Source organism: Candidatus Thermoplasmatota archaeon (assembly GCA_018814355.1).
Classification (GTDB): Archaea; Thermoplasmatota; Thermoplasmata; order UBA10834; family UBA10834; genus COMBO-56-21.
In genome coordinates, this window is the sequence record JAHIZT010000029.1 from 1 (window position 1) to 26821 (window position 26821).

Below are 26821 nucleotides of genomic sequence, written 5' to 3' on the forward strand. Positions count from 1 at the left end.
CCAACGATCGGTATCCCGATGTTGAGGGCTTCCCTGAGTGCCTGCTCATCGGCTGCGGGGTCCGTCACGAAAAGGACCTCTGGCTCCGTGAACTTCGGAAGGATCGGGTTGGTGAGCGAACCGGGAACGAAACGGCCAGCGACAACCATTGCGCCAATGCTCTTCCCGAAGACTTTCGCGGGCTTCTGGCCGTACTGCCTTGCTGAGACAATCAAAATCCTCTGCGGGTCGAACTTCGAGAGGAACTTCGACGCGATTCTTATGCGCTCGTCCGTCTTCTTGACGTCAAGGACATACAGTCCATCATTCCTGACCTTGAAGATGAACTCCTTCATGTCGGCACTCTTCTGCTGAGTGCCGATGTGAACACCTGATGTGAGGTAGACGTCCTCTGGAATCAAGAGTGATGTGCTGGTCTCAGTCTGCGGTTGGGTGTCTGATACCTCGTCCATCTGAATTCCTCAGTCTCTCTTGACGGTCATCGGTATGACTCCCTTGTCGAACTCCATTATGGAGATCTCGATGGGCTCGATGGTCTCGTCAGCTACATCCACAAGTATCGGTGCTCCCAGGCTTATCTGAAGTGCCCTCGCGCCTATTATCCGCGCTCTCTCGAATCGGGTGTACTTCAAGATTGCATCCTCGCCGTGGAGGTATCCCCTAAAATGTGGCCCCTTTATATACGTTTGGGGTCGCATCGAATGGTCTGTTCGTGAGAACACGGGTGTTCCTGAACGATGGAATGGGAATAGAGACGTTCCGCACCAACCATTGATTTCAACATTTTTATAATTAAATAATAATCATTACGAGACGTTCTGCGGAGGAGGCTTGGCTGGCGTCATCCAGCAATTCCCATCCGGTTATCGTACCCGCACGTTCGAAATCGGCGCATTTTCGTCAGAAAACGTTGTGTATTTCCACAACTCATTTATCAACCGTTTGCTTACCTCAGCTCAACAGGGGAATCAAAATGCCAAAGGTTCCGAACATCAGAGTAGAGCCTCCGGGCCCGGAGGCCAAGAAGATTGTCGCCAAGGACGTCGAGTACATCGTCAAGGCGACGAAGACCGCGCCTCTCGTTTTCAAGAAAGCAGAGGGCTCAGTGATTGAGGACGTCGACGGTAACACCTACATAGACTTCTACGCAGGTGTCGGCGTCCTGAACGTGGGAGCGAGGCATCCCAAGGTCGTCGCTGCGATCAAGGATCAAGTGGACAAGTACACACACGTCGCAGGCACTGATTTCTACTGCGGTCTGCAGTCCAGGCTCGCAGAGAGGTTGGCCAAGACCGCGCCTGGCAGCAACAAGAAGATGGTTTTCTTCTCCAACACAGGGGCGGAGTCCGTCGAGGCGGCTATCAAGATCGCGAAGAGGGGGACTGGGAAGCAGTGCTTCATGGACTTCCTCGGGGCGTTCCATGGCAGGACTACCGGTGCGATGACGCTAACGGCATCTAAGTGGGTCCAGAGGGAAGGATATACGGCGACACTGATGCCCGGCGTGTTCCACGTCCCCTACGCGTACTGCTACAGATGCATCTACAAGATGGAGTACCCAACCTGCGGCATGTGGTGCGCTAAGGTCATCGAAGACGTTTATTTCGAGAACCAGATACCGCCGAACGACCTCGCGGCAATCAGCATGGAGGTCATTCAAGGCGAGGGTGGATACGTTGTGCCTCCGAAGGAGTTCGTGAGGATGGTCTTCGACCTCACGAGGAAGTACAAGTGCCTATTCATCGACGACGAGGTTCAGTCTGGCATCGGAAGGACCGGCAAGATGTGGGCGGCAGAGCACTTCGATATCGCCCCTGACATCATCTGCAGCGCGAAGTCCCTGGGTGGTGGCCTCCCAATCGCGGCCACGATCGTGGACGCGAAGCTCGACTTCGACAGGTACGGAAGGCACTCGAACACATTCGGCGGAGCATCGTTATCACACGCCGCCGCGCTCGCGACGCTCGACGTCATCGAGGGCGAGAAGCTCCTGGACAGGGCCACGAAGGTCGGCAGGGACATGAAGAAGAGGCTCCAGGAGATGCAGGAGAAGTACGAGATCATAGGCGACACCCGCGGCCTGGGTATGATGCTCGCCCACGAGTTCGTCCAGGACAGAAAGAGCAAGAAGAACGCCGCGAAGAGCCGGGACCTGATCTCCGACATGGCCTTCAAGAAGGGCCTGATGCTCCTGCCATGCGGCAAGTCGAACATCAGATACATCCCACCGCTCAACATCCCGCAGGAACAGCTTGATGCGGGCCTCGAAATCCTCGAGGGATGCATCAAGCACGTCGACAAGAACAGAGCGGAATAGACTCAGAACAACTCGTTTTTCCGGATCCCGGGGTTTCCCCGGGAATCCCACAGTTTCATTTATCTGGTATAGGTCCCATGCTAGCCATGGAAGTGGCTCGATTGTCCGACGAGAACCGAGAGAGTAATCATGATAACGTCATAGCGACTCTCTACAGGCTGGATCCCGAACGCTTGGCCGCGGTCAGACGGGCGATATCCGGCATCACACGATGTCCGCAGTGCGACGCCCCCAACCGCGCGGACCAACCGAGGTGCGACAGTTGCGGGGCGAAGCTGTATCCTGAGGTCCCTGACAACGAAGAAGAGAAGGGACTGAAGGAGGAAATGCGGAGGAGCGGACGCCGCTGAGGCGAACATTCACTTGCCTTTCGTCCGCTTGAACTTCCGGAGCTCTTCCTCCACCTTCGATTCGTAGTATTCTTGGTCCTTTACGGAAGGTGCGACCTTGCCTTTCTCAGGAGCCTGCTTCTGAGCCTCAGGGGGCTTGGTCTCCCTAGGCTCCTGGCGCCAGACGACCGTCCTCACGGCCAAGCCCACGACCAGCAGTCCGAAGCCTATCCAGAGCGTGTTCATGAACGGTATTGTCTTCGCCTCAATCAGGGCGGAGCTGTTGTCCCGCCATTGGAAGTTGATGTACAGGTCCCGCAAGAGAGATTTGTAAACGAAGACTCCAATGTCAACGACCTCGAGGCCTCCTCTGCTGGACGGGCCGTACTTGTCGATGAGCGTGACGCCTTGCTTGACTGTGTCTCCTGACTTCACGATGTCCAGGACGGCCTCCCTGACCTCTGTCACGGTTGTACCGCCGGCATATGAGAGTTCGCTCCGGGCGCTCACAGAGATCAGCCTGATTGAGTAGTCACCTACGCTGAGTTCGTCGCCTACGCTGACGACCAATCCCGCGGGAGTTGCCACCTGTCCCACGCTGACTGGAAACTGCTGGAGGTTTGTGGAAACCACGAAGCTCATGAGCACCAAAGCCACAGCGAGATGTATGATGTGCGGGCTAAGCTTCTGCAAAGTCGCTCGGATCGAGCCTGATATTCCTGACTTGACCAACTTGACAACAGAGGCTCCGACGGCGACGACGTATGACGGCAACGAGAACGCAACGAGCCAGTCTATACTGTCAGTCAGGGCCGCGCCGACTCCGAGCACGACGGATAGCAGCAGGATGCTCGACCCGAGCCAGAACGCAATCTCCTTGCCAAGGTACTTCCAGATCAGGCAGATGGTCATAGTTACCATGATAGCCACGAAGAACATGGACATCTTCTGGTTGAACTCCACGTAGTTCGCGCCTTGAGACACGTTTACGTTCTTGAACAGGAGCAGGAGCATGACGGCGCTCGTCGCCAGCAGCAGAACGACTGTGATCAGCATGTTGTTCCTGTCGCTTATGTACTCGGTGATCTTCTCCGGCTCCGGTGGTTCCTTCGGAGGGGGCAGGGAACGATATTTGGAATATGCGAGGAAGGCGCTGAGCGTTAGGAACATGAGCATTAGCGTGAAGACTCCGAGAACCGTGATGTCGTTCTGGAGAAGATATGACAGCCTTGCGCCCGCACTGGCACTCTCGACAGAGCTGAACGAGTGTACCGATGACGTCCATATCGCGCCCGCCCTTGTCGCGAATGTTGCGAAGATGACAGCTACGAACGATAGCATCCCGAGCGTTGGGGAGACGACCCCATACTCGCCCTTTCTCACGTGTCGGATCTGCGTGTGAAGGAAGGCGGTGACAATCAACCAGGGCAAGAGCGATGCGGTCTCCACAGGATCCCACCCCCAATACCCACCCCATCCTAGCACATAGTAGGCCCATATGGCGCCGATGCCTATCCCGAGGGTAAGGAATAGCCAGCTCAGGCGAGCCCAGGGGAGGGACACGGCCGACCAGTTCTTGTCAGATGTGATGAAGTAAGCGGCACCTGCGGCGAAGGCAGCGACACAGAAAGCGTAACCTGCGAACACGACGGGCGGATGCACTATCATCTCAGGCGTCTGGAGCACCAGCTTCATGCCGTACCCGTCGGGGAAGTACCGCAGCCCCCACGCATCTGTCGGCTTGAATATGTTCATGCTTAGAAGTATTAGAAGGAATAGGAAGACCGTGGCCGAGATCACTATCTGGAACACGCTGTGGAACTTGCGACTCAGGTACCGTCTCCGCGGTTCGAGGATTACCTCCGCAATCAGGACCAGGGTCATGAACCACGTCCACAGCAGGAAGGAGCCGGAGGCACCGGCCCAAATTCCTGAGAGCTTATAGACCGTGCTAAGATCGGCGGACGAGTACGACCAGACATAGGCGTTGCTGAAATCCGACGATAGGAAGTAGTACGTGAGGAGCAGGAGCGCAAGCGAGACGAACAGGAATGTGAACATGGAGAGGAGTACAGAGACGCTAGTCATCCTCCTGTCTCCGGAACGCAACGCGAGCGAGTGCGTGGCCGCTGTCCCGACGGCAGCCAATGTCCCTCCGATCAGCATAAGGTCCCCCGCGCTCACGTCCTCATCCCCCCTCCATTCGATCGTCCAATTTGTGGGCTACTTCTGCCAGCTCCTTTCGGTATGAAGCCCGCAGCTCCCCGTAAACCTTCTCATCTATCTCGCCCTTCTCGTGCTCGTGGTCAAGTGCGAGGATTGCCTCCATTAACTTGTTCTTCTCTGCTACGAGCGGGTTCTCGGCTTCATTCCGGGCCTTCTTCTGAGATTCCATGAGGGCTGCCGCCTTCGATACGTACCCTTTCCTAATGGATTTGTAAGTGCTTTCGGAGAGCCTGCCCTTGCCGAAGTCGTCGTCAAGCCTGGCGATGGATGCCAGCATAGCCTCGTATGGCGCCTGGGACTGTGCTCTGGCATCCGGTTTCTCAACGCGGACAACAGTGATTTCGCCAGCCTTCGGAAGCTTGTTCAGCTCGTTCCGTACCTGCTTGAGCTCGCTCTTGAGATCCTTGAGCTCCGCAGAGGATTCCTTGCCTTTGAGCCCCTCCATCTCTGCCATGATCTTCTTCTTCCTTTCTACAAGCTCCTTGCGCCGAGCCTCCCTATCCACGTCCGGCATCTCTTCCTCCACTTCCTCGTCTTTCACGGAGGGGGGGGTGCCTCGTGCCCTTCTGGGCCGCTTCAGCAGAGCGAATCCAAGCAACGTGACCAGTACTGCTCCCCCTGCAACATAGAACGCCCACGAGTAGTCAGTCTTGGGGGCCATCAACACCACCGATATGTTGCCTCCAGACGGCGGCGACGATGTGCTGTAGAGGTAAAGGTCCTTGTCAGGATACGTGTTCATGGATCCTGTTTCATCCTGGGTGAGGTCGAAGCCAACGCTTTTGGGCGTGTACCCCTTCAGCGTGTAGAGCATCACTAGGAAGGAGCCCGGGGACGTGTAAGACATCGCCTCCGACAGGTCTATGGTCGCCCGGCGGTCCGTGAAGTCCTGGGTCCAGAGATACGAAACATGCACAGTGAACACCGTCTTGAGTTGCACGAAGCCAGCGACGATCTTGAACGAAGTGATGTTCGGGAGGATCCCCAGGGTTGAGTTGCCGTCCAGCACGAATCTCGCCTTCAGGACAGTGCCAGCAGCCGTGAAGTTGAATTCAGTGCTGTTCTCGCACTGTGTCCAAGTGAACCCGCCGTCGTTCGATAGGTAGCTTGTCACATTGTCCGATGAATTGCCTGACAATGTGAGGTTGCCGGAGATAACGTTGAACGCCGCACTAACGGGGATATCAGCTGATACGAATGACCCGGATTCGAAGCCGCCTGACAGCTGGAGTGCGCCCGACGAGTATGTGACGTTCTCGAAGATGCTCCCTGGAGCACGGAAGGCAGACTCGTTGGCGGTCGTGTTTGTGAACTTTGAGTTTCTCAAGTGACTTGCTGGGACGTCGATGAAGAACTTGCCGGACATGTTCCCCGAAGTCTCCCTCCCGGACTGCGGCTGGTTCAGGGATCCGAGCTGGGTCCATACGTTAACTTCCTTCGCATTCTGAGGGATGTTCGTGTAGACTCTGCTCGAATCATGCGGGAGTTCATAACTCACGATCTTGAGAGCGTAGAAATCGTTCTTGGCCTCCGTTCTATTGGTGACATCGTTCTCGCCCTGGACGATCATGATGATGTTGCTCCGTACCAATGGTTCGGAGCCCTGGGCTTGGGCGGAGATCTCTGCATGTCCAAGTAGCGGGAGCAGCGCCAGGAAGGTCAAAGCGACGGCCGCGAACCTGACTGCGAGCGGTTTCCTCAGTTCCTCATCTCTCGATCGAATGAGACATCCCCCCGAACCTGGCTAATACTTCGAAGCGCATCCAACGGTTATTTCGGTCGCCTGTATAGTCAGAGGCATAGTCCCGTCAAGCGTGCCCCTCACGACGACCGTCTTGCCTATCGCGAAGCCCTCGGGGAACGTCCCCTGCATGTGGACGGTCAAGTTCTTGCCAGACCCGTCCTTATCCATAAGGACGAAATCCTGGCCGCCGTACCAGCTGTCAACTACTCCCTGGGTCTCAATGACCTTGTCGGCGTACTTCGCGGGGACGGTCGGGGGGTTCGTCGAGTTTGATTCATCTACCAAAGTTCCCACTCCGAGGAAGCTCCTCCCTGTAGAACTCCAACCCCAGAATATGACAACGAGAGTGGCAGCGATGACAACCATGGCCACAATCAGCTTCCGCTTCTTCCGCCTGGACATGGGCCTGGGCGCGGCGCTGGGCTCAGCCGGCGGTTCCGTCGGCTTCTCACTGGCCATGCTTGCGCACTTCCTCCTTCAGGGTTCTGATGTCCCGCTCGACGGTGCGCTGTCTGATATGCATGTAGACGAGGTATGCGAACACGCCGACCCAGACAATCGAGTACGCTATGTAGACCGCTGTGAACGAGTTGCTCATGACTCCTCCTCTCCTACGTTCCTCTTGAGCTCTTCAAGCTCTTCATCTGCTTCCGCAATCTCCACCCTCTTTATTAGCATTGTTATGTACAGGGCCGTAAAGGCGAGCAGGGCGACCCCTATCGTCATGCCGGCCTCCGGCGAAAGCCCTCCGCCTTTGATTGCAATGACAACTGGGTGGCTCGACCTCAGCAATGGGGCGACCCTGGCGGACAGAAGGCTCATTGGCACGGTGATGAACCCTATTATCCCGTAGACCGCGGACACCCTGGCCTTCGTGCCCTGATCGACCACCGAGGCCCTGAGCATCAGGTAGCCTATGTATACGAGCCACAGGATGAATGTGGTCACGAGCTTCGAATCGTTCCAACGCCAGTACACGCCCCACTCCTCTTTTGCCCAGACTGGCCCGGTCGAAATCGCTATGGTGGCGAAAAGCACTCCCAACTCCGCCGCCGAATGCGCCCACCTGTCATATTTCTGGTCCCTCGTCTTGAGATAAAGGGCGCTCGCGAGAAGCGTCGTGAAGAACGCAACATATGAGATCCATGCGGAGGGCATGTGGAAATAGAAGATCTTCTGGGCAACAGGGGCGGTGAGGATGTCGAACTGCGACGCAGAAGTCCCTATGAGGACATTGTCTGCGCCCGATACCTCCAGCGATAGGCCCGTCACATTGGAGTTCGGGCCCAGCTCCAACGATGAAACGGTCCCGAGAACCGAGAGGTTCGCTCCGAGCGCGATCTTGCTGCGTATGTCCTCGTTCGTGGACCTGACCAGCACATCCAAAGGTCTGACGGTCCACCAGGTCTCATTCAGTCGGCCGTCCATGACTGCGTCCCGGTAGTTCAGGAAGTCCGAGAAATCCGCAATTGAGAAAACCGTCGCTCCCAGGTTCTCGGCGACGGGGTCCGGGCCCGGTAACCTGGCACAGACGAATCCGGCAACTCTGATTCCCCTCCCCTCAATGGAGGAGAGCACCTCGTCTGCCGACTTGACGCTCGTCTGCGGAATCGTGGCGTAGTACAGCGCCATCCAGACGGTCAAGAGCAGCAACGCCACTGCGACCGCGGCTAACACAAGCGCTAACTTGGACTTGTTCATCCTTCAGCCCTCCACAACGTAATCGAAGGCGAGATAACCTGCGACACCGAACACGACAGCGTAGCCAGCTATGGAAAGCAACTCCCTTAAGGATTCGGTTATGTCCCCCAGGATTGCGTTCCTTGTTGCCGTAACGCATGGGATGATCACGGTGAAGGCGATTAACGGTATCAGTAGTATCGGCAGCAATACCTCACGTGCACGCGCATTGACCGATATGGCAGCGACAAGAGTGCCTACCAGCACAAGCGTAGCAGTCCCGAGGACAGCGACTCCCACGACCTCCAAACCGTGACCACCGTATCCGTACGAGAAGAACAAGGCGAAGAATGCGATCGACAGGATATCGACGATGAACACGATAACGAAGGATGACAGAGCCTTTCCCAAGAAGAGGAGGCTCCTGTCTATCGGACAAAGCAGCAGTCCCTCGAGGGTCTCCCTGTCCTTCTCCTTGGCGAAGGCCGTGTTCATCCCTATGATCGCTGCGAAGGAGAAGCATATCCATAAGGAGGAGGCCGCGAGGTCCTCGATGGAGATGTCCCCAGCCGCAAGTGCATCAGAGAATCCGAATCTGAAGGCCAAGACTATCAGGAGGGAGAACAGGAACATGGCACTGACCATCTCCTTCGATCGAAGCTCGACCTTGAGGTCCTTGGATGCCAGAGTGAGTGCCTCCCTCATAGGATGCCTCCTTCGGAAGCCTGCCTGTAGCTGCGCGCGAGCTCTCCCTGTTTGATCTGGCCAGAGCTGAACGAATGAGCAATCCTCCCGCTCAGGAGTACGTCGGCCCGGTCGGCGAGGGCCGATATCCTCTCTATGTCGTGCGTCACGACGAGTATTGAGCGGCCGTTGCCGCGCTCTTCCAAGAGGATCTGAGACAGGATGTCCACTCCTTTCTGGTCTAGCGAAGAGAATGGTTCGTCAAGGAGCAGGACCTTCGGAGAATGTATCAATGCGCGTGCGATCGCAAGTCTCTGTCGCATCCCCTTGGAGAAGACTGCCGCGCGGTCGTTCATCCGGTGCGATAGGCCGACTCTGCGAAGCATCGATACTCCAGCGTCTTTGAACTGCACACTAGGGAGGTCGTTCATGGACCAGTAGAACTTGAGGTTCTCGAGGGCCGTGAGGTCGTCGTAAGTGTAAGTGGAGTGCCCGACGACTCCGATCGACTTCCGCGCAGGGACAGGGTCCTCGAAGACGCTCCTGCCCTGGATAAGGACATCGCCTCCCGAAGGCGTCGTCAGGGTCGCGAGTATCCTCAGCAAGGTGGTCTTGCCTGAGCCGTTTGGGCCCATGAGTGCAACGATCTCGCCGTCGCCGACCTCGAGGTCGAGCGAGTTCAAGACCTTGCGTCTCCCGAAATGCTTGCTGATTCCCCTGGCCTCGATCACTGCCTTCCTCCCATGCTGGCTCCTTCAGGATTGAAGTGGCAGTATATCAGGCCTTTCAACGACGGCCGGGCAGACGGAACAACGGTCATTGACATGGCCTTCGCTAGGGGTTGGAAGATAAAGAAGGAAGAAAGAAGAGTCTCTCACTCTTCAGTCTTTACTGGTGTTTCCGAAGGTTTCTCTCCCTTGCCCTTTCGCATCAGCATCATGCCCAGAAGCGCCGCGATCACCGCAAGCACCACCACGAGGCCAATCAGACCGTAGTCGAGCGTGCTCAGCCCCTTCTCCTCCGGTTCGGGCTCAGGTGCTGCTGCGACCTTGCCGACACTCACCGGAGCCACGCCGTTCGTGATCTCGTTTCCGTCAATATCGACGGCCGTCACGTAGACGTAGTATGAAGTGCTCTTGTCGAGACCCGTCACAGTGGCAGTGATCGTTGCAATGCTCGTTACTTCAGTCTTCCATGTCTCGCTCGTGACATTCGACTTCGCTGTCGTTAGGACATAAATCCTGTACTTCTCGAAGTCGGTTGCACCGCTGGCACTCCAGTTCACCACTATGCTGCCGTCGTCCAGTCTGGTGACTTGGACGCCGGTGATCTTGTCAGGAGGTGTCAAGTTGGCGAGTATCTCCTGCGCCCTCTCCATTGCGTCGTCTAGCAGACGAGTCGCTAGGACCGGGTTGTGGTTACCGCCACTGCCGTCCGAGACAATGCTCTCGAGATTGAATATCGAGATGTTGTACTCGTTCATCCAGGTGGCGAGATTCTCGCTCGTCCTGTTGCCCTTCATCTGCACTATTGCCTCACGCGCCTCCTCAACCACTGGCTCTACTCCCGCGACCATGCCCTCTGTCAAGCCTCGGACCATATCGATGTAGGCCCTCGCAGATTCGTTCGATGTGAAGGTTGTATCATGGCACTCCACGCAATTCCATGGGTTGGGTGCGAATGTGTGGTTCGGCAATCCCGTCCTCGGATTCTCACCCATGTGGCAACTGACACAGGGGACACTCGGCATGTACACGGCATCCGTTCTATCGATGCCGTACCCAGCAGTGTTGTTCCTTATCTCGGCCATCGGATGGTGGGGTACAGATCCAGGCTGGGCACCTTCGCTGTTGTGGCACCTCGCACATAGCTCCTCTTGGACTACCCTCAACTGATAGGGGTTCGAAGCGCTGTGCGGATCGTGACACGTCACGCACGCGATTTCCCAGGTCAAAGGAGCATCCTCATTGCTCTCTCTTAGGACCGTTTTCTCCACGCCCGTCTCCAGATACTCGATTGAGTTCCACACCTCGTGGCAGTTCGAGCAAGAAGCCCTCTTCACAAAGCTTGGAAGTCTCTGGCTTGTATTGTGCCCGGAAACCTCCCACTCGTTGTATGTCGGGTGGTGCGTACTGGACAAGCCTTGAGGGGAGTAGTGGCACGAACCACATAGACTCGAGTTCAATACGAGACCGATGGTGGGCCTCCCTCCGCTCGCGGCGACATGTTCACTGCCGGGCCCATGACATGCCTGGCATGTTATGTTCTGAAGATAGACTGGAGTGTCAGTAGTTATGTTGTACCCAGTGGCAGGATATATGCTCGGCCTTCCTGCACCAGTCGAATGACAAGGTTCGCAACTGTCTCTCTCAAACCATGCGTCCGCGTGCAATGTACCAGACCATGACGTGTTCTTCCCAGAATGGCACGGGACGCACTGCGCATTATCCACATAGCTTGCCGTGGTTGGAGGCGGCCCCGCTTCATTGTTAGGTAGCTGGAGCATCAAGAAGACTAAGACGCCAACCGCACACAATCCGAGAGCAAATGCGAGCTTCCATGTTTTTATAGTAAGCCCTCCTATCCAATCATCGGGCACATGTTTCAGGACTGAATTCGACATTACTTCACGCCGTTATATATTTGACGGTAATGCGGATTCGGACCATGTGTCGAAAAGTGATAATACGTAGGATTGAAATTAATGACATTCGGCGTGCTTGGCACTTCAGGATCGACGGGCGGGCACACCCTAGAGGAAGGCAGGACGCTCGACCCGCTCTGAAACTTCGTCGGACTCCGCGTGTCTGCATACCTCGTCCTCCAGGCGAGCATGGACGTCGTAATTGCGATAAGCAGCGTTGCGACCTTCGTGATAGCTGTCGCAAGGAGATATGATCAGTCGTCCGTGAAACCCTTCGCATCGAATAGAGGAACAAGTTCATTCGTAGAGAAAAGCTAATAACGGGGTTAAGACTTGCCGGGGACTCGGAAGCATACGCGAGACTACTAGGGGTGTTGACGATTGAGAAGAAATCATGTGGCTCTATTCCTGGTTGCCGTGCTGATTGCAATCGCAGTCCTATCACCAACGATGAAAGCATACAACAACGGCATCGGTGATTCGAATGAGCAATACGGGTGCAGTACCGATTGCCATACGGTTCAAAGCGACTCAGTAGTCACAATGTGGCCATCCACGATTACTCTAACACCGGGCGGCACTGTAGCTGTGACAGTCAATGTCAGCGGCGCAGAGGCTTCAAACGCGCCACTGGGCGTGATGATACTCTCAGCCTTATCCACCTCGGGAAGCCTTCCTTCCGACGCGGGTTGGACCATCGTATCTGACCCCACTGGAGCTGCCGCTAACAACTACCACGAGATCAATGCCTATTCCAGCTCTGTTTCTTGGACATGGACTCTTACCGCACCACTTGCAGAGGGGATATACACTCTGTATGCAAGAGAGCTCCACGGAGACGGTGAGACCTACTCGCGTGACTATTCGGCTGGTGTGACGTTTGTTGTTGGGAATCCGGGGACCGCTGGCCAGATTTCCCTTGTCATCACATCACCGGTTGCGAACTCTGAAGTGTCAAAAGCGGTCATCGTGGCAGCTAGTATGGTTCCATCATCCGACATATCGTACGCGATACTCAGCATCGACGGTGTTCAGGTCGACAACAAGACCGAGGCCCCGTTCTCGTGGACGATTGACACGCACCTCTACGCAGATGGCGTTCATTCAATCAACGTAACCGCTACCAACGCAACAGGGGCTCATGGGTACGACGAGATATCAGTTACTGTCAATAACGCAGGAGAGAATCAGAGGCTCCTCGACTGGATGTGGACGATGGCGGCCGGAACCATACTCATCATCGCGTGCATTTCCGTACTGATAGTAGCGGCGCTGCTGATTAGGAAGAATCTTATGGAAAAGGAGGGCAAGTAACATGGTTAGTATGGGTGGGCTTCACGCGCTAACGGCTGAATTGCATTCAGGTTTTCTGACGCTCGCATTCTTCTGCATTATGATAGTGGCGGGCGCACAGATAGTCGTGCGTCTGAGAAAGCGAATGCCCGACCCGTTGGTCCGTTGGGCGATAAGAGTTAGGGGATATGCCGAGATTACGAGCTATGTCGCCGCAGTAGGGGGTATCGCCGGCCTTATCCTCTCCGCATGGACTGGGATGTACGCCTGGCCGATAGACACGCTCATTGAAAACGATTTGGTAAGAAACAAGGTACTGCTGACGGCGTACGCCACGGTTTTGTGGGGCGGCGTGGTCTTCATTCGGACGAGATTCGGCAGAAGTCTATGGGCCTGCCCCGCGATGGCCACAGTCTATGTTGCGATCACACTCGTCGGATTCGGAATGGTTGCAATAGCGGGCTGCCTAGGCTCGAAGATCTTTAGGAACGAAAGCCTCTTTGACCCCTTGTACGCTCTAGTGGGCCTCAATGTCGAAAAAGCCTTTGAACTCGATCTTAACGTAGCTGCTGCAGTCGTGCTTGGCAGCGCGGTGGCTTTCATCGGCTCTCTCATATTGGCGCGAAGGAAGAACCTGGATATAGTCAAATTCGCTCCTGAAACCTGCCAGAAGCTGTTCAAATGGGATGAGCCCGTGATAGCGTAGGTGGCGACCGGCAAGATTCGAGAGTCTCGCTCGATAGAGCTGAAGGAACAGATGATTAAGAGTCCGTCGAACGTGATGCCGACCTAGGTATTGACCCTCTGCTGTCGGAGAACTGTTTCGATTTGGTGCAAGAGCGATCCGACCAGGATGAATGCTCTGACAACCCATGGAGACACCGTCGATAATTCGATTGTGAAGATACAAAGACGCATCCCGGCCTATGCTATTGGGATCGGCATCGAGTCCTCCATCACGCTCATCATGTTTGTCTCTCCCTGCTACATGTGGCACCTGGCTTGTTAGAGAACTGTCCTGAGGAGGTCCTGATTATCATTGCCCAGTTTGAGACATCATAGAAATCGAAATGGTTTGTCTCGATTTGCCCACTCAGCATATGCACTGTCGAGGTGCCGATAGAGGCACTTGCGCTTGTTGCCAGTCCCAGATATTGACGGTGACTATCCCTTGCGTGTTCTTGAAACCAGGATGACGACAGCTGCAACACCGATGACTGGAATGAGGACCAATGGGAACTCAGGGATAGCAGTGTACGTGTAGGACTCGGTGTCCCATATGTCAACAAAGCCACCGGCGCCATCTCCCATCACTGCCCACACATCTATCTGCGCTGATCCCGAGCTCGGTGCGGTCCAGATCACTGTCCAGCTCGTCGCGGTCATCGGGGTCACAGCGTCGTTTGCAGAGGCTTGGGCCCCAGCAGAGTTGATTTCAGCGTTCGGGTCTGTCGTTGTGAAAATACCCGCTGATGCTATGATGTTGAAGCTGTTCTCGCCGGTCGCATCGTTGGTATCGTCTATGGTGATTACTATGGTATACTGCTGGTCTGGTGTATACGTGCCAGGTGGCAAGCCTCCAATTGATAGCATTGCCGGCGTTTGCGCCCCAGTATGGCAGTCGTCGCAATTACCGCCCTCTCTACCCACAAACGCAGATGATTTGTCTGCGGGCACTAGAGCCACAGCCAAAAGCGCTATCACTCCAATTGCAAGAAGTGCGCTGGCTAGCCTTCTTCTGGACATTCCCGTACGAGGCAATGACTCCGCTCTTCTGGAAATCTTTCTCATCACGCGGCTACCGATAGACAACCTAACACCCGCCTCTCGATTCGAAGGACGGTACACAATTACCGTCTGTTTCAAGGTCGAGATTCAACCTTAACACTCATCGTGATTTCCTATTAAATAGCTTTGCGTGTTGCCGACAGAAAGCCCCTCTTCTCTCTCTGATTCCACATGTAAGAAACAAACGAAGAAAGGAACATATGGATCAGCCGAGAAGCAGGATGTCCATACCGAATGGAGTACACGCCGACGGATCATAACTCGGGATCATGCACATACTGGAACAGGTCTTTCGAGCGTTCTGTATGGGAGCAGTGATAACTAGTATCCTGGAGCGACACCGGATTCCACCTCCAGCTTCAAATCGCATAAACTATATTATGAGGACATGCTCTGACGCTCCCAGGAATGGTGCTGGATGCAATCTAGCGAAACCTCAACTGAAAGAAGAACGAGCTTCTGGAATCACCTCAACGCCTTAAGGAGATGCATATTAAGAATCGCCTTGGTAGTCGGAATCATCTCCTTCTTCTGCTTCACTTTCGACATCAGGAATGGGGATGTCGGGGGCATCAGTGTGCCATATCCCTATCCTGACATCATGCACCCGATCGCCACTAAGGTGTTTCTTAGGATATCGCACGATTTGTTACCACCAGACGCAACACTGATCGCCCTTACCCCTTGGGCTGCTGTGATGATTCAGCTCCAAATCTCGATAATGCTTGGCATCTCCCTAGGAATGCCAATGATAGTCAATGAGATAGCCAGGTTCCTGGGACCTGCTCTCCGAATCCGCGAGAAGCAGGTTGTTCTGAGACTAGCACTCCCTAGCAGCATACTATTCGTTCTCGGCGCCTTATTCGCCTATCTATTCATCCTTCCGTTCTCAATTGAATTCCTGTATCAGTTCGCTGACGCTATGGGCATTGAGCAGCTATTCACAGTCGACAAATTTGTCAATTTCGTAATCTTGATGACATTTGCATTCGGAGTTGTGGCAGAGCTGCCGGTGATAATCGTCGGGCTCTCCTCTCTTGGGCTAGTTTCACCGGAGTTCTGGACGAAAAACTGGCGTTGGGCGGCACTGTTATCGATGATATTTGCAGCAATCATCACGCCCGATGGTACGGGCGTCACGATGATGATGATTGCCGCTCCTATGATGGCACTGTATTTCTCTGGCTGTGTGATTGCTGTCAGCAAGAACAAAGCCTTGACAATTGGCCTCATAATCGCCACATTGGGATGCCTTGCCGTGGTTGCATCTTGGCTACATGATGCCTTGCGACTCAACATAGGCGGAGACAGCTTCGGCAATGTCGGATGGAAGAACTGGTTGGTGATTGGAGTAGGTCTCGTTGCCTATGCGATCGGAATGATTGTCGGCATCTACGGACTGACCAAGGGGAAGCCGGCGAAGGAACCAGTTGGCTGAGTTGACGGCTCGCGCAACCAGTCATCATCAATTCCACTGCGACAAAGGTGAGCAGGTAGGGATATTGGCAGCACAGCCCTTGAATCATGGGCACGAAACCCTCCATTAGGCAAAGCGTAGACCTAGTTCTTCTTCCAATCATCCAGTTCTCCCGACTTGCCTTGATTCGAGGAATGCACAAACTATATATTTACCGTGCGGGATAGGGACGTCTGGAGATGAAACTGAATGGGATTGCTAGGTCTGGGCAGCACGGAGATCATACTGATATTGGTGTTCTTCGCGATGCTTTTTCTGGGCGGCAAGAAGATTCCCGAGTTCGCAAGAGGACTTGGCAGAGCTATGGGTGAATTCAAGAGAGGGAGGCTTGAAATCGAACGGGAGATTCAGGTCAGCGGGATGGACAAGCCGATACCGAGAGAACAGGTATCCTCCGAAACTGAACCCAAGACCCCACTGAAGTAATCAAAGGGGCAGTCAATCGTCTAGGCTGATCCGCGGAACTCGTCAACATATGTTCTAGACAGGCTCGTTCAGTAGATGCTGTTAGATCTGGAAGTGCTGTTAGATCTGGAAGGGCACTGCGATTGCGACGCGCAGGACAAGGGCCGGATATCTGGTGGCGCTTGATTCTCAATCGCCTTCCTGTGGAGAGTAAGAAGGGCAAGCTACTTGATGACGGAAAGATACGTTCAGTCTTAGGTGACCGTAGTCATCGTGTGTCTGCCTACTTCTGTCCGCTTCTGGGTTCATTGACCAATGCAATCATATCTTCGTTGAGTTTGATCAAGCCCCGAGTCACAGACACGATGGCCGAGTATGCACTTATCATGAAGAGGCCGCTACCAATAACGAACACCACAAGAGCCCCCAGGACCAAGCTCTCAGTCGTATCATTGACCACAGCGATATATAGAAGTGGCGCTCCGATGGCTGTAATCCACCCAATCGTCATCAACCGTTCCCAAACTGATGGTTTCTCGATGCTGACCATGGTCACACCGTTCTCCCCATTCGCATTCTGCAATATATATGTAGCATATAGCGAGATTGGTAAACTAATGGAAAGACCAGCAGGGACTCCGGGTGCTCGCACGACGTCTGCATAACCTCGATCCGATTCTCATGTCCCTACATTGTCACGAGGCTCCTCTTCTTCACGCACATCGAACAGACTTCCTCACCTGAACATGAGGCGTCATGAACGAACTTGAAATTGCAGCTCTTGCACTTGTATATCTTCTTCTGGACAAGGACACTCTCGCCGGAATTGATGTCGCCGAGTCTCGCATTGGAAGAGGAGACACAGCTATTCGGACACACTTCGATGCAAAGCCGGCATCCGGTGCATCTCCCAAGCGAGAAATCAATCGAACCTCTGTTTCCTTTCTCCGCATAGCGAAGGGCTCCCGTCGGGCACATCACGGAGCACACCTCGCAAAGATTGCACAAGGCTTTGTCAATCTGAAGGTCCAATATCGGATAGTCCTCAAGACTCACATTCCTGACATTCGGTTCTAGCCCCTTGGTCAAGATGAGAAGCTCCTTCCTTCTCTGAGGCAGCGATTGTCTGTAGAGATCTGGAGACGGACCATTCCTCCGCGGTTCTTCCAGATTGAATAGTGTCTTCATGATCTTCTCACCCGCGGACAAAAGGAGCTCCCGCCTCTCGAGCCCCGTGACCCTCCTATTGCCAGTTACTCGAGACACGTCATATGGTCTCACGACGAAACTTCGGCGAACATTCTCGAATCTCCCCATAGCCAGTTCGTAGCATTTCTTTCCCTCTGAGAAAGTGCAATCCTCTGGACAGGGGTCCATTGTCACCTGGCAGTCCAGTAGCATTGCGTAGACTGGAAGAGCCTCTGACAGCGAGCCGAGGCATGGGAGAACGATTGTCTCGGCGCCCTTGACTGCTCTCTTTCTCGGCTTTCCGTATCTTCCGTTGCATCGGTCACAGGAGAATCTGATGATGTTCTTCCCCTTCTTTCTGGCGGCCAGGATGCCTTCGCATAGGATCGAGTCTGACGGGATCTTCGGGTCAAACACTCCGTACGGACAGGAGGTCGCACAGATATTGCACGAAATGCATTTGGACGGATTGATGGAAATCGAATCAGTGACCGATATCGCCTTGAAAGGACACAGACTGACGCAAGGAGCGTTGCATATTGCCTTCTTCTTCCATCTCACGTTCGGGCAGGAGGACTGATTTGCGAACGGGACGAAGGAGCTCATCATGTCAGCTAGCTTGATGAAGGTGTCCAATCCAAATCCTCCCGAGCCAACCAACAATTTTGGAAGAATGCTCAGATTTGATCCAGACAGGGAACCGCCTCCTTTGCTCTTGTCGCCTTGCCGGGTGAGTTAGCACTTGCCAGATGCCTAACTGGATTGCCTGTCATTCGTATTCTTCTCCTCGAGCCGCAGCCAGCCCAACGTCAATTCGGCCACTGCAGCATAGAAAGCACTGTCATAGTCCATGACTTTCGTGCAGAATTGCGGCACCCACGTCAGGATGTGGTCTGACAGGAAATCGTTCTGGAATGATGTGAAATCGGTTACGTTCTTCAAATCTGCAGCGATGCGATACTCCGCCTCCTTTTTGCAAAGGTATGCCATGAAGCCAAGTTCGAATCCAATGTGGTCCGGAGGTTCACCTCCACGAACTTCTAGCCCGGCCTTGTGGTAGAGCGCCAGTACGTCAGAAGTCGCATCCGACATCACGATTTCCGACCTATAGACGGATTCGTAAGGAGGTGGAGGTCCGTATCCCCTGCGTATGCCTCGAAAGATTCGCACGTAATCTTCCTGAAGGCGTGTGAGAACCTCGTTCTCCCTCTCTTTGCTGAAGGAGACGGCAGTTCTCAGAACGGCAAGGTCTTCCAGCAACTCCTCGGAGCCTGGCACACCCTCGAAGAGCTTTCTCAGTTCTTCCAACCCAGTTGAGAACTCAATACTCCTGAGGGAATCCAAGAAGGAAGCACTTGGGTTTTTGGTGTACGCATAAGACAGGAACTCGTACATCTTCTCGCGAGCCTGCAGGAGTTGCATTCGCTCAATATCCTCAGCCACTTTGATCCCGTCCCCCAAATCGTCTCGCCCTCGTTTCGATACGAGCAATACGTGTCCTCCTTCCCCAGTTCATGGCGAGAGGAAGGTGAGGACAACTGAGGCCATGAATATCAAGGCGACGCCCAACAGAATGAGGCCTCCCAATAGTCCTAGGAATATCCCTGTCACTCGCATGTCTCTCGGCTTCCCAAAGATCGACGCGAAGATCATAATGAACACAGGCATCAGGATGATCCCGAATACCACGATTATTCCAATCTGCACCATTTTCATCCCTCCTTTGGACTCGGCTTTCTCTGGGCATCCGATTCCATCTGATTGCGATCCCCCGCCGTCGCCTCAGCCAGATCCATCGCCGACTCTTTCATCTCCATTATCGGGAACACCTTCATGAACAGTACGAACAGGAATGCCGCAATCATGAGCGTTCCCAACACCATCGAATATTCAACCAGAGTCGGAGTGTAGGTTCCTACTGGATACAGCTCGAGCCTCGGGTATCTCAGCGACGGGATCACTATCAAGAACCGCTTCACCCAGAACGCGACGAGGATAACTACAGCCGTGATCGTCGTGCCAAGGATGCTGTACTTCTTGAAGATCGTCCCGACCAGCTCGAGGTATGCGAATGCAAACAGAAGCGATGCGACGATAGGCCAGAAAAACACAGCGTACTCTCCCGTCAAGAGCGCATTTGAAATCTCGTGCTCGACCCTCGGCGACGCGAACTGCATCGTGAGCTGCTCGTGCTTTACGAACCAGAGGTATATGAGGACCAATATGCCGAGCACCTTTCCAAGGCCAGTGAAGACTTCCAGCTTGATGTACTTCTCCCACTTGAAGACCGTTCGCATGATGGCAGCTATGACGATCACCGAGGCTATGCCAGATGAGAGCGCTGCAATCAGATAGTACGGCCCCTGGATGGCCCCGAACCATCCAGCCTGTGCGGCTATCAGCGAGAATATCCAAGGAATCACGCCTCCGCTGAGGAGCGCTACAAGCACGAGGAGCGTCAGCGCGATCCACCACGATATCTGATCGATCTTCTTCTTCTCGCTCTCCCTGTACCCGAACAGCAATATGCTGTAAATCCACCTGAACTTCGGAAGCCTGTCCCTCAGGTATGCCAGATCCTCGCGCATAAGCAAGTACAGATACGTCACGCTGAGTGTCGTGTAGAGCAGAATCACTGTCAAATCCCATGCGAAAGGCGAAGTGCCTATCTGGGACCAGTAGTAACGCAAGACGTTGTCGATTCTCTCGGGTTTTCCGAGGTCCATCAGGATCGTAAGGCCTGCCATGAGGAGCATCACACAAGTGAGGACCTCTGCCATCCTCGCTACTGGCCTGTACTTCTCGAACTTCAGGACGCGAATAGATGCCGAGATGATAATTCCGCCGTGAGCGATGCCTACAAGCCATATGAAGCTCACGATGAATATGCCCCACGGCGTCCCTGAGAGAGGCACGCCGTAATCCCTCATCCCCGTCGCGACATGACCAGATATGATGAGGCTGTACCACATGTAGATGAAGTACACGATTCCGGCCATGCAAAGAGCGAGTAAAGTATAGCCCGGAAGCTTGGTGTTCAGCAGTGGCGCCAGAAGCTCTCTCTCTGTCAAGCTCAACTTCGGTTCGCTCACGCCCTTCTCCTTGGGTTTCTTCCTCATGAATAGCGCAACCGCAACTATCCCTAGGATGATCGCGACGCCTCCGACGGCCATCCAGACCCAGTTGAGAATCGCCTTCTTCGCTACGGGGTTGTTCACATTGACTGTGATCTCCTTGTATCCGAAGCTGCCGTTGGTGTCGAATGCTGTGACGTTGAGTGAGAGCTCACCATTGGCATACTCCGTTGTATTGACATCCCAGCGGAATGGCTCCTGGGACTTGTTGTTGACTACGACGCCATCGATCTGCAGCAGGGCATAGGCGATGGGGGTGCTCGACTGGATGCTGGCGTCCACCGTGATGACGCCCTCGACATACTCCCAATCTGATGGCGAGATGATGTTTACGACGGGAGCTCCAGAAACGCCCCCGGTGCCCACGAGGAACGAAAGGCCCGCCTCGTTGTTGGCGTATTGCGCTTCTCCACCTCCACCGTGTTGCACTCTTGCGAACAGCGAGTAAGTGCCATCCGTCAGTGGCGCGGTCAGTGACCATTGCAGAGAAACTAGGCCTGCATAGCTGCTTATCTCGTAGTAGTTGTCTGTCCCAGAACCGCTAGGATCGGCCGTGATTGTCCACCCTGCCGCAGATGGTACGCTCGTTGGATCCGGGCTCAAGGAGGAGACGAGCATCGCCCCGAGGATAGGGCCCGAGTTTCCTCCGGAGACATTGACGGTGACTGTGACACTCCCGCCCTTCTCAACGGTCAAGCTCGGAGTGAACATCGTCACGACTGCAGTGCCCGGAGTCACATGACAAGAGCTGCCGCAGTCGTATTGTTGAATGCCGCTGCCCGCGCCGCCTAAGAAGGCGTTTGCTTGCGGCGCAATCACCACTATCATTGGGACCAACAGTGCCAGAGCCAGGAGGATTAGACCTCTTCTCATTGGGTCACCTCCTCTCTGTAGAAGTCAAAAGGCTTCCTGAGCTTCGTCGGGTCGAGAGGGGCGCCCAAATAGAAGACCTTGGGGTTCGTGTCCAGCTCTTCCTGCAGCCGGAAGTGCTCCTTCTCGGCAATCGCCTTGGAGACTTCGCTGCTCGGGTCGTCCAGATCGCCGAAAGTGAACACTCCCACAGGGCAGTTCGCCACACACGCCGGCTTGAGACCTTTGATGAGCCTGTGAACGCAGAATGTGCACTTGCCCATGACGCCCGCGGAGTGATTTCCCCCGGAGACCAATCTGCCCTCATATTTGATGTCGTGGTCGGGGTTCTCATAAGGCAGACCGCTGCTACCCCAGTCAAAGTACTGGTTCTTGGAGGGTTTCTTCCAGTTGAAGTAGTTCACGCCATAGGGACAGGACACTTCGCAGTACCTGCAACCAATGCAGCGATCAGCATCGGTCAGCACCAATCCATCATCTCTTTTGAATCTAGCACCAACGGGACAAACTTTGACGCAAGGCGCATTGTCGCAATGTTGGCACGGGCGCGCCATGTACCTAATCTTAGAGTTCGGATAGGTTCCCTCTTCAAACCTGAACAACCACATCCAGAAGATCGCCATCGGTGTGTTGTTCTCAACCTTGCAGGCCTCAACACATGCTCGGCAACCCATGCAGCGCGACAGATCTATGGCCATGCCGTATCGGACCATCTCACGCCACCTTCCATACTTTCACATTGACGTGAAATGACTGATCCGCGGTGTTCGAAACGTATCCATTGCCAGTGAAGAATAGAGTGTTGGGTGTGGGGCCCGAGTTCCTAGCAACAGGATGCACCCATTGCCCGTAGTGGTGAGGGAGCACGACTGTGTCCGGCCTCACGAATTCCACCAGCTGCGCGACTGTTTGAATCTTTCGTGTTTCTCCTGTGAGAGCATTGTGGCTTTCCACGAATACCGGGTCTCCGTCGGCAATGCCCTTTGCAGTCGCCGTGGCAGAGTTGATGAGCAGCCTCTGTTTGGGAACGAGTTCGTTCAACAGTGCATTGGAAGTCGTCCTTGATTGCTTTAGCTCGATCTTCTTGTAGCTCACAAGCGTGAGGTCGTAGTCTGGAGGGGAAAGGTCCTTGGTCTGGGTGCGCCAGGTCGGGAACGCTGTGTAGTCCCTGTAATACAACTCATCGACGCTCATGCTTTGCATTACGCCCCTGTAACGGTACAGCGCCTCTCCGTATAGCCTATGCCTGAGGCCATCGTACGGAGGCGCGAAGGCGCTTCCGTAGTACTTGTCGGCGGAAACTGCTCCCTCAGACTTCACTCCGTTCTTCTCAAAGAAAGTGATGCCGCCAGCAATCCCGTTACTCTTTGCCCATCTGTCGAAAACGTCCCTGACCGTCGGCTTCGTGTTCAGGTCCAGCTTATGCGGGTCCACCATTTTGAGTTCGGAGTTCAGATAGTCTAGATAACCGCCCGCCCCGGAGAGAATCCCGGCTTTCTCACAAAGGTCAAGGTATATATCGATCTCGCCTCTGCTCTGATACAGTGGATTGATTGGGGGCTGGCGAATTGACGTCGCCTTAACGTATGTGTTAGATAGAGAGAATGGCCCTTCGTATTTCTCGATCGTAGCAGCTGGCAGGACTATGTCAGCGAAGTGATCAGCCGTTTCGCTCAGCCACGGATCGATGACGGCGATGAACCTGAACTTCTTGTAGGATTCTGCAACATCACTCTGCCCAGACGGATACGCCAAGAGCGGGTTCGTCATGTGAATTATGAGGACTTCGGGCAGGTCAGATTCGGGAAAGTTGAATCTTGCCGGGTCATTCATAACCGCGGCCACTATGTTCGGGTTGTTGCTGTTGATCGGGTAGTACTTGCTGTCCTTCAAGGAGATGTTATAGCCGGTATTCATGATTGAGACCGCGTTCCAGCTGTCGAATTCACCAGCTCTTGTGGGGGAGAAGTCGAAGAATTGACCGCCAGCGGTCTCGATGGCTCCCAGCAACATCATGACATGAATTGCTGCCCGGGTGGCCTGGAATCCTAGCTCTTGTTCAGTCACGTGGTAGGCATGGATTGCCACAGGGCGATACGGTACTTCGACACCGCCAATCATCAATGTACTACCTATCCTTGCATTGGTACCCAGATCCGTGGCCACCTTGATGATCTGCTCCTCGGACAGACCACAGATGTTTGCAGCCCATGCAGGCGTCTTGTCTGCCACATGATCTGCGAAGAGCTGGTATGCAGGTCTGACGGCTTCAGAACCTGCAATGTAATCCCCAGTAAGTGCAGTATCTATTCCCGGCGTATCGTATGCAAGCGCGCTCCCTGACAAACTATCCCAAACCATTTCTTTGCCTGAACCGTCGGTTAGAATCGTACCATCGGTTTTGACCAGGGACGCGGCATTCGTGCATTTCTTCAGATACTCAGTGTCTACATTGTTCCTCTGGATGAGGACGTTTGCCAGAGCAAGGTAGAAGGCGAGGTCTGTGCCGGGTTTGATTGGCAACCATTCATCAGCATGCGGACCTACACCCTGACGAGACGGATCCAGCGCCACAACCTTCATCCCGCGTTCTCTCGCATCAACGAAAAGCTGGTTCCACTGAATCCAGCAGGATTTGTTTCCACCCGCGTTGGTGAGATTCCAGCCCCAGCAAAGGAGGTAATTGCAATATTTGAAATCGGGATGCATCACGCCGTTTCTGCCGACTGTGTATTCGCTGGCCCTGTAGCCAGCATCGGAGCATAATGCTCCATTATGAAGCATGATTGCTCCTGAGGCTTTGACAAAGGCATTGTCATAGAAAGGAGCACCCTTGCTCCTGCCCTTCTGCCACACCAAGTACTTGCTGCCCTTCGCTCTGGCCTCCTTAATCTTGTCAGCCACAGTGGAAAGAGCCTCGTCCCATGTGATTTCCACCCAGGTCCCTGGTTCACCCTTCGGGTTTGTCCGCTTGAGAGGGGCCTTCAATCTGTACGGATCGTAGATGGACATTATCTGTGCCATTCCCTTCGGACAGAGGGTCCCTCGTATCCTTGGATCACCTGGGTGGCCCTCCAACTTCACAATCCTACCACTGACCACTCTCGCTATGACTGCGCAATCCTGTTTGCCTATCCAGCAGGTAGAATACTTCCGTTCTTCTCGAGAAACGGCGTCGAAGGCCTTGGCATCGCGCTGAAAGAGTGAATCCCAGAAGTCCTCAGGAACCAAACCCAGAGCAATTGCTGCACCAGCACCCAGCCCTGCAATCTTGACAAATTGTCTTCTTGTCATTTCGACCAGTTACATCACCGGCTGACAAATCTCCTGAGGTTTCGACGGTTGCATTTGCACACCCAAGCATGAATTCTCTTGACGGTGTTAAGGCCACGCATATCTTCAAAGAACATTAATCTTTTGGATTAGTCTTTCGATTCGTTCTCCCCCGATTGTAGACGAGCCGCATATCTGTTCAATGACGTTCGGTTGGCTAAACAGTACTAGATAAGCAATGGTAATGTCGCTCCCTATCAACCGGGCGAACTGCATATCTTGCTCAGAGGCGATGGCATGAAGCTATGAAGACCGTGAAACAAAACGCAGAAAGCTTTGGTGTATTGCCTCTTTTTCTTGTTCACCGTCGCCTAGCCGAAGCCAATATTGATTCGGGATGACTGATATTCATTTCCACAGCAAAGCCGGCCGCTTTCGAGATCTAAGGAGACTGCGCAGGAGAGTATGTCACCTTAGGAACGAGCGGGCCCGGTGGGATTTGAACCCACGTCGTCGGCTTCGAAGGCCAAAAGGATGTCCTAGCTACCCCACGGGCCCTTGGTGGTGATTGGTCCAGTGTATTATATTGTTTGCAGATGCAGGCTCTGGAACAATTTGGGTGGTAAAGCCGTCAGGAAGCGTGGCCACTGACCTCCAATTGCTACATGTAGTCGAATAGGTGTAATATGCCGATCATCGTCAAGGATGAGATGCTGGTCAAGGGAGTCGTATTCTACCTGGACACGAACCTTCCATCGGAAGCGAAGTCTCTTCTTGAGGACTTCAGATTGGCTGTCAACAACGCAATCCGGGCCGGTCTCCAGGCGAGAGTTACATCGAGAAACGCCTTGGTCAGACTCGCATACAAGGATTTCCGCCAAGAACATCCGATGATGTACGCCAAACACCTGGTATCAGCGTTCGAAGTGGCTGGCGGCGTTCTTAGGAACTATCGCAGGCGCACTCGCAAAGATGTTGCGTACAGGATCCCATATGTGAAGCGCCTGATGATGAAGGCGGAGAACCAGGCGTACAAGCTTGATCGTAAGTCTGGGACCATCGACCTTCCGATCAGGGCTGGCTGCCATGTCGGATTGAAGCTCATCGTCAGCCATTATCATCGGAAGTATCTGGATGACACGACTCTCTCCCTCGGATCGCTGACCATTCTTCCCGATAGGGTCATAATAGCCTTCAGGAGGAGTGTCCCTGTGCCGTACGTTCCTGATTCATTGCTGTCACTCGACACCAACGAGCGAAGTCTGGACGGTGTGTTCGTATACAGTCACTCTGATGCGGCGATTTCGGTCAAGGCGGAGTTCCCTGACATAGCGATGATTCAGCAGAGGCATCACGACAGGAGAAGAAGGCTGCAGAAGAAGAAGGCGCATGACAGACGGACATCCAGAAATCTATGCAGAAGTGAGGGGAGGAGAGAGCACCACAGGGTTGAGTACAGGCTCCACCAGGTGGCAGACGCCGTCCTCTCCTTCGCGGATGGACACAAGTCTGCAATAGTCCTCGAGAATCTGACAGGAATCCGGTTCAAGAGAGGTAAAGACCTGAATCGTCGCCTCAGTATGTGGCCCCGGAGGAAGCTCCACAGCATCATCGAGTACAAAGCTCAGTGGAGAGGAATCCCTGTCGTCAAAGTCGATCCAAGATACAGCAGCAGAAAGTGCCCGGCATGTGGGAGAATACAAGATTCCCGAATGGGCACGGAGTTCGTGTGTGAGTGTGGCTGGCACCTCGACAGGCACATAAATGCC

At 54.2% G+C, this 26821-nt stretch carries 25 protein-coding genes and 1 tRNA gene; 7 read left to right on the forward strand and 19 right to left on the reverse strand.

Features of this window, described 5'->3' with window-relative positions; translation table 11 throughout:
* Both KJ653_01265 and KJ653_01270 read right to left on the reverse strand, forming a co-directional pair.
* The coding region (locus tag KJ653_01265) for a 30S ribosomal protein S2 (GenBank protein ID MBU0684466.1) at positions 1–452 on the reverse strand (452 nt) is incomplete at its 3' end.
* 9 nt (positions 453–461) lie between these two features.
* The gene (locus KJ653_01270) at positions 462–635 is read right to left on the reverse strand and encodes a DNA-directed RNA polymerase subunit K (GenBank protein ID MBU0684467.1); all 174 of its coding nucleotides are present in this window, start codon (positions 633–635) and stop codon (positions 462–464) included.
* A gap of 338 nt (positions 636–973) precedes the next feature.
* Here KJ653_01270 and KJ653_01275 point away from each other — a divergent pair, with 338 nt between their 5' ends.
* Both KJ653_01275 and KJ653_01280 read left to right on the forward strand, forming a co-directional pair.
* Positions 974–2317 (forward strand): acetyl ornithine aminotransferase family protein, encoded by a 1344-nt coding sequence (locus KJ653_01275; protein MBU0684468.1) that lies wholly within the window; start codon positions 974–976, stop codon positions 2315–2317.
* Between the two features lie 86 nt (positions 2318–2403).
* Positions 2404–2667, forward strand: a complete 264-nt coding sequence (locus KJ653_01280) for a zinc ribbon domain-containing protein (GenBank protein MBU0684469.1) — start codon at positions 2404–2406, stop codon at positions 2665–2667.
* A gap of 9 nt (positions 2668–2676) precedes the next feature.
* On the opposite strand, the gene ccsA is transcribed toward KJ653_01280, so the two are convergent.
* The 8 genes from ccsA to KJ653_01320 all read right to left on the reverse strand — a co-directional run bounded on the left by ccsA (position 2677) and on the right by KJ653_01320 (position 11486).
* Entirely contained in the window at positions 2677–4830 is a 2154-nt protein-coding gene (ccsA, locus tag KJ653_01285; protein ID MBU0684470.1) for a cytochrome c biogenesis protein CcsA, read from the reverse strand.
* Positions 4831–4834: 4 nt separating this feature from the next.
* A complete protein-coding gene (locus tag KJ653_01290) occupies positions 4835–6463 on the reverse strand; it encodes a hypothetical protein (GenBank protein MBU0684471.1) in 1629 nt (542 codons plus the stop codon).
* Positions 6464–6616: 153 nt separating this feature from the next.
* Complete coding sequence (locus KJ653_01295; protein MBU0684472.1) at positions 6617–7075, reverse strand: cytochrome c maturation protein CcmE; 459 nt, start codon at positions 7073–7075, stop codon at positions 6617–6619.
* Positions 7065–7214, reverse strand: coding sequence for a CcmD family protein (locus tag KJ653_01300; GenBank protein MBU0684473.1), 150 nt, complete (start codon positions 7212–7214; stop codon positions 7065–7067). The genes KJ653_01295 and KJ653_01300 overlap by 11 nt, the downstream gene beginning before the upstream one ends.
* On the reverse strand, positions 7211–8317 hold the full coding sequence (locus KJ653_01305; GenBank protein MBU0684474.1) for a cytochrome c biogenesis protein: 1107 nt from the start codon (positions 8315–8317) through the stop codon (positions 7211–7213). The genes KJ653_01300 and KJ653_01305 overlap by 4 nt, the downstream gene beginning before the upstream one ends.
* Positions 8318–8320: 3 nt before the next feature.
* Positions 8321–9001: a heme exporter protein CcmB gene (locus tag KJ653_01310; protein MBU0684475.1), complete on the reverse strand. Its 681-nt coding sequence runs from the start codon at positions 8999–9001 to the stop codon at positions 8321–8323.
* The gene (ccmA, locus tag KJ653_01315) at positions 8998–9711 is read right to left on the reverse strand and encodes a heme ABC exporter ATP-binding protein CcmA (GenBank protein ID MBU0684476.1); all 714 of its coding nucleotides are present in this window, start codon (positions 9709–9711) and stop codon (positions 8998–9000) included. Before ccmA ends, KJ653_01310 begins: the two co-directional genes overlap by 4 nt.
* Before the next feature lie 143 nt (positions 9712–9854).
* Positions 9855–11486: a fibronectin type III domain-containing protein gene (locus KJ653_01320; GenBank protein ID MBU0684477.1), complete on the reverse strand. Its 1632-nt coding sequence runs from the start codon at positions 11484–11486 to the stop codon at positions 9855–9857.
* Between the two features lie 519 nt (positions 11487–12005).
* Between KJ653_01320 and KJ653_01325 the strand changes: the two genes are divergently transcribed.
* On the forward strand, positions 12006–12938 hold the full coding sequence (locus KJ653_01325) for a hypothetical protein (protein ID MBU0684478.1): 933 nt from the start codon (positions 12006–12008) through the stop codon (positions 12936–12938).
* A 1-nt stretch (position 12939) separates the two neighbouring features.
* Positions 12940–13623, forward strand: coding sequence for a hypothetical protein (locus tag KJ653_01330; protein MBU0684479.1), 684 nt, complete (start codon positions 12940–12942; stop codon positions 13621–13623).
* 458 nt (positions 13624–14081) lie between these two features.
* Here the strand turns inward: KJ653_01330 and KJ653_01335 are convergent, their stop codons facing one another.
* Complete coding sequence (locus tag KJ653_01335; protein MBU0684480.1) at positions 14082–14663, reverse strand: hypothetical protein; 582 nt, start codon at positions 14661–14663, stop codon at positions 14082–14084.
* 460 nt (positions 14664–15123) lie between these two features.
* Here KJ653_01335 and tatC point away from each other — a divergent pair, with 460 nt between their 5' ends.
* Both tatC and KJ653_01345 read left to right on the forward strand, forming a co-directional pair.
* Positions 15124–16143, forward strand: coding sequence for a twin-arginine translocase subunit TatC (gene tatC / locus KJ653_01340; GenBank protein MBU0684481.1), 1020 nt, complete (start codon positions 15124–15126; stop codon positions 16141–16143).
* 228 nt (positions 16144–16371) lie between these two features.
* Positions 16372–16608 carry a twin-arginine translocase TatA/TatE family subunit gene (locus KJ653_01345; GenBank protein ID MBU0684482.1) on the forward strand — a complete coding sequence of 79 codons (237 nt, stop codon included), beginning with the start codon at positions 16372–16374 and terminating at the stop codon, positions 16606–16608.
* A gap of 262 nt (positions 16609–16870) precedes the next feature.
* On the opposite strand, the gene KJ653_01350 is transcribed toward KJ653_01345, so the two are convergent.
* The 8 genes from KJ653_01350 to KJ653_01385 form a co-directional block, all read right to left on the reverse strand.
* A complete protein-coding gene (locus KJ653_01350) occupies positions 16871–17137 on the reverse strand; it encodes a hypothetical protein (GenBank protein ID MBU0684483.1) in 267 nt (88 codons plus the stop codon).
* 137 nt (positions 17138–17274) lie between these two features.
* A complete protein-coding gene (locus KJ653_01355; GenBank protein ID MBU0684484.1) occupies positions 17275–18411 on the reverse strand; it encodes a 4Fe-4S binding protein in 1137 nt (378 codons plus the stop codon).
* A 117-nt stretch (positions 18412–18528) separates the two neighbouring features.
* Complete coding sequence (locus KJ653_01360) at positions 18529–19170, reverse strand: molecular chaperone TorD family protein (GenBank protein ID MBU0684485.1); 642 nt, start codon at positions 19168–19170, stop codon at positions 18529–18531.
* A 117-nt stretch (positions 19171–19287) separates the two neighbouring features.
* Positions 19288–19485, reverse strand: coding sequence for a hypothetical protein (locus tag KJ653_01365; protein MBU0684486.1), 198 nt, complete (start codon positions 19483–19485; stop codon positions 19288–19290).
* 2 nt (positions 19486–19487) lie between these two features.
* Positions 19488–21782 carry a polysulfide reductase NrfD gene (gene nrfD / locus KJ653_01370; GenBank protein ID MBU0684487.1) on the reverse strand — a complete coding sequence of 765 codons (2295 nt, stop codon included), beginning with the start codon at positions 21780–21782 and terminating at the stop codon, positions 19488–19490.
* Positions 21779–22492: a 4Fe-4S dicluster domain-containing protein gene (locus KJ653_01375; protein MBU0684488.1), complete on the reverse strand. Its 714-nt coding sequence runs from the start codon at positions 22490–22492 to the stop codon at positions 21779–21781. The genes nrfD and KJ653_01375 overlap by 4 nt, the downstream gene beginning before the upstream one ends.
* A gap of 1 nt (position 22493) precedes the next feature.
* Entirely contained in the window at positions 22494–25073 is a 2580-nt protein-coding gene (locus KJ653_01380) for a molybdopterin-dependent oxidoreductase (GenBank protein MBU0684489.1), read from the reverse strand.
* A 463-nt stretch (positions 25074–25536) separates the two neighbouring features.
* A tRNA-Arg gene (locus KJ653_01385) sits at positions 25537–25610 on the reverse strand.
* Positions 25611–25738: 128 nt separating this feature from the next.
* On the opposite strand from KJ653_01385, the gene KJ653_01390 reads away from it, so the two are divergent.
* Positions 25739–26821: transposase (locus KJ653_01390; GenBank protein ID MBU0684490.1), on the forward strand; the 1083-nt coding region annotated here is incomplete at its 3' end.

Coding starts and splice junctions, on each gene's coding strand:
- KJ653_01295 (MBU0684472.1), bottom strand. CDS start 7,075: ATGGCCAGTGAGAAGCCGACGGAACCGCCGGCTGAGCCCAGCGCCGCG.
- tatC (MBU0684481.1), top strand. CDS start 15,124: ATGCAATCTAGCGAAACCTCAACTGAAAGAAGAACGAGCTTCTGGAAT.
- KJ653_01350 (MBU0684483.1), bottom strand. CDS start 17,137: ATGGTCAGCATCGAGAAACCATCAGTTTGGGAACGGTTGATGACGATT.
- KJ653_01275 (MBU0684468.1), top strand. CDS start 974: ATGCCAAAGGTTCCGAACATCAGAGTAGAGCCTCCGGGCCCGGAGGCC.
- KJ653_01345 (MBU0684482.1), top strand. CDS start 16,372: ATGGGATTGCTAGGTCTGGGCAGCACGGAGATCATACTGATATTGGTG.
- KJ653_01300 (MBU0684473.1), bottom strand. CDS start 7,214: ATGAGCAACTCGTTCACAGCGGTCTACATAGCGTACTCGATTGTCTGG.
- KJ653_01330 (MBU0684479.1), top strand. CDS start 12,940: ATGGTTAGTATGGGTGGGCTTCACGCGCTAACGGCTGAATTGCATTCA.
- KJ653_01360 (MBU0684485.1), bottom strand. CDS start 19,170: ATGTACGAGTTCCTGTCTTATGCGTACACCAAAAACCCAAGTGCTTCC.
- KJ653_01310 (MBU0684475.1), bottom strand. CDS start 9,001: ATGAGGGAGGCACTCACTCTGGCATCCAAGGACCTCAAGGTCGAGCTT.
- KJ653_01380 (MBU0684489.1), bottom strand. CDS start 25,073: ATGACAAGAAGACAATTTGTCAAGATTGCAGGGCTGGGTGCTGGTGCA.
- nrfD (MBU0684487.1), bottom strand. CDS start 21,782: ATGAGAAGAGGTCTAATCCTCCTGGCTCTGGCACTGTTGGTCCCAATG.
- KJ653_01305 (MBU0684474.1), bottom strand. CDS start 8,317: ATGAACAAGTCCAAGTTAGCGCTTGTGTTAGCCGCGGTCGCAGTGGCG.
- KJ653_01280 (MBU0684469.1), top strand. CDS start 2,404: ATGGAAGTGGCTCGATTGTCCGACGAGAACCGAGAGAGTAATCATGAT.
- KJ653_01365 (MBU0684486.1), bottom strand. CDS start 19,485: ATGGTGCAGATTGGAATAATCGTGGTATTCGGGATCATCCTGATGCCT.
- KJ653_01335 (MBU0684480.1), bottom strand. CDS start 14,663: ATGTCCAGAAGAAGGCTAGCCAGCGCACTTCTTGCAATTGGAGTGATA.
- KJ653_01320 (MBU0684477.1), bottom strand. CDS start 11,486: ATGCTCCAGCTACCTAACAATGAAGCGGGGCCGCCTCCAACCACGGCA.
- KJ653_01375 (MBU0684488.1), bottom strand. CDS start 22,492: ATGGTCCGATACGGCATGGCCATAGATCTGTCGCGCTGCATGGGTTGC.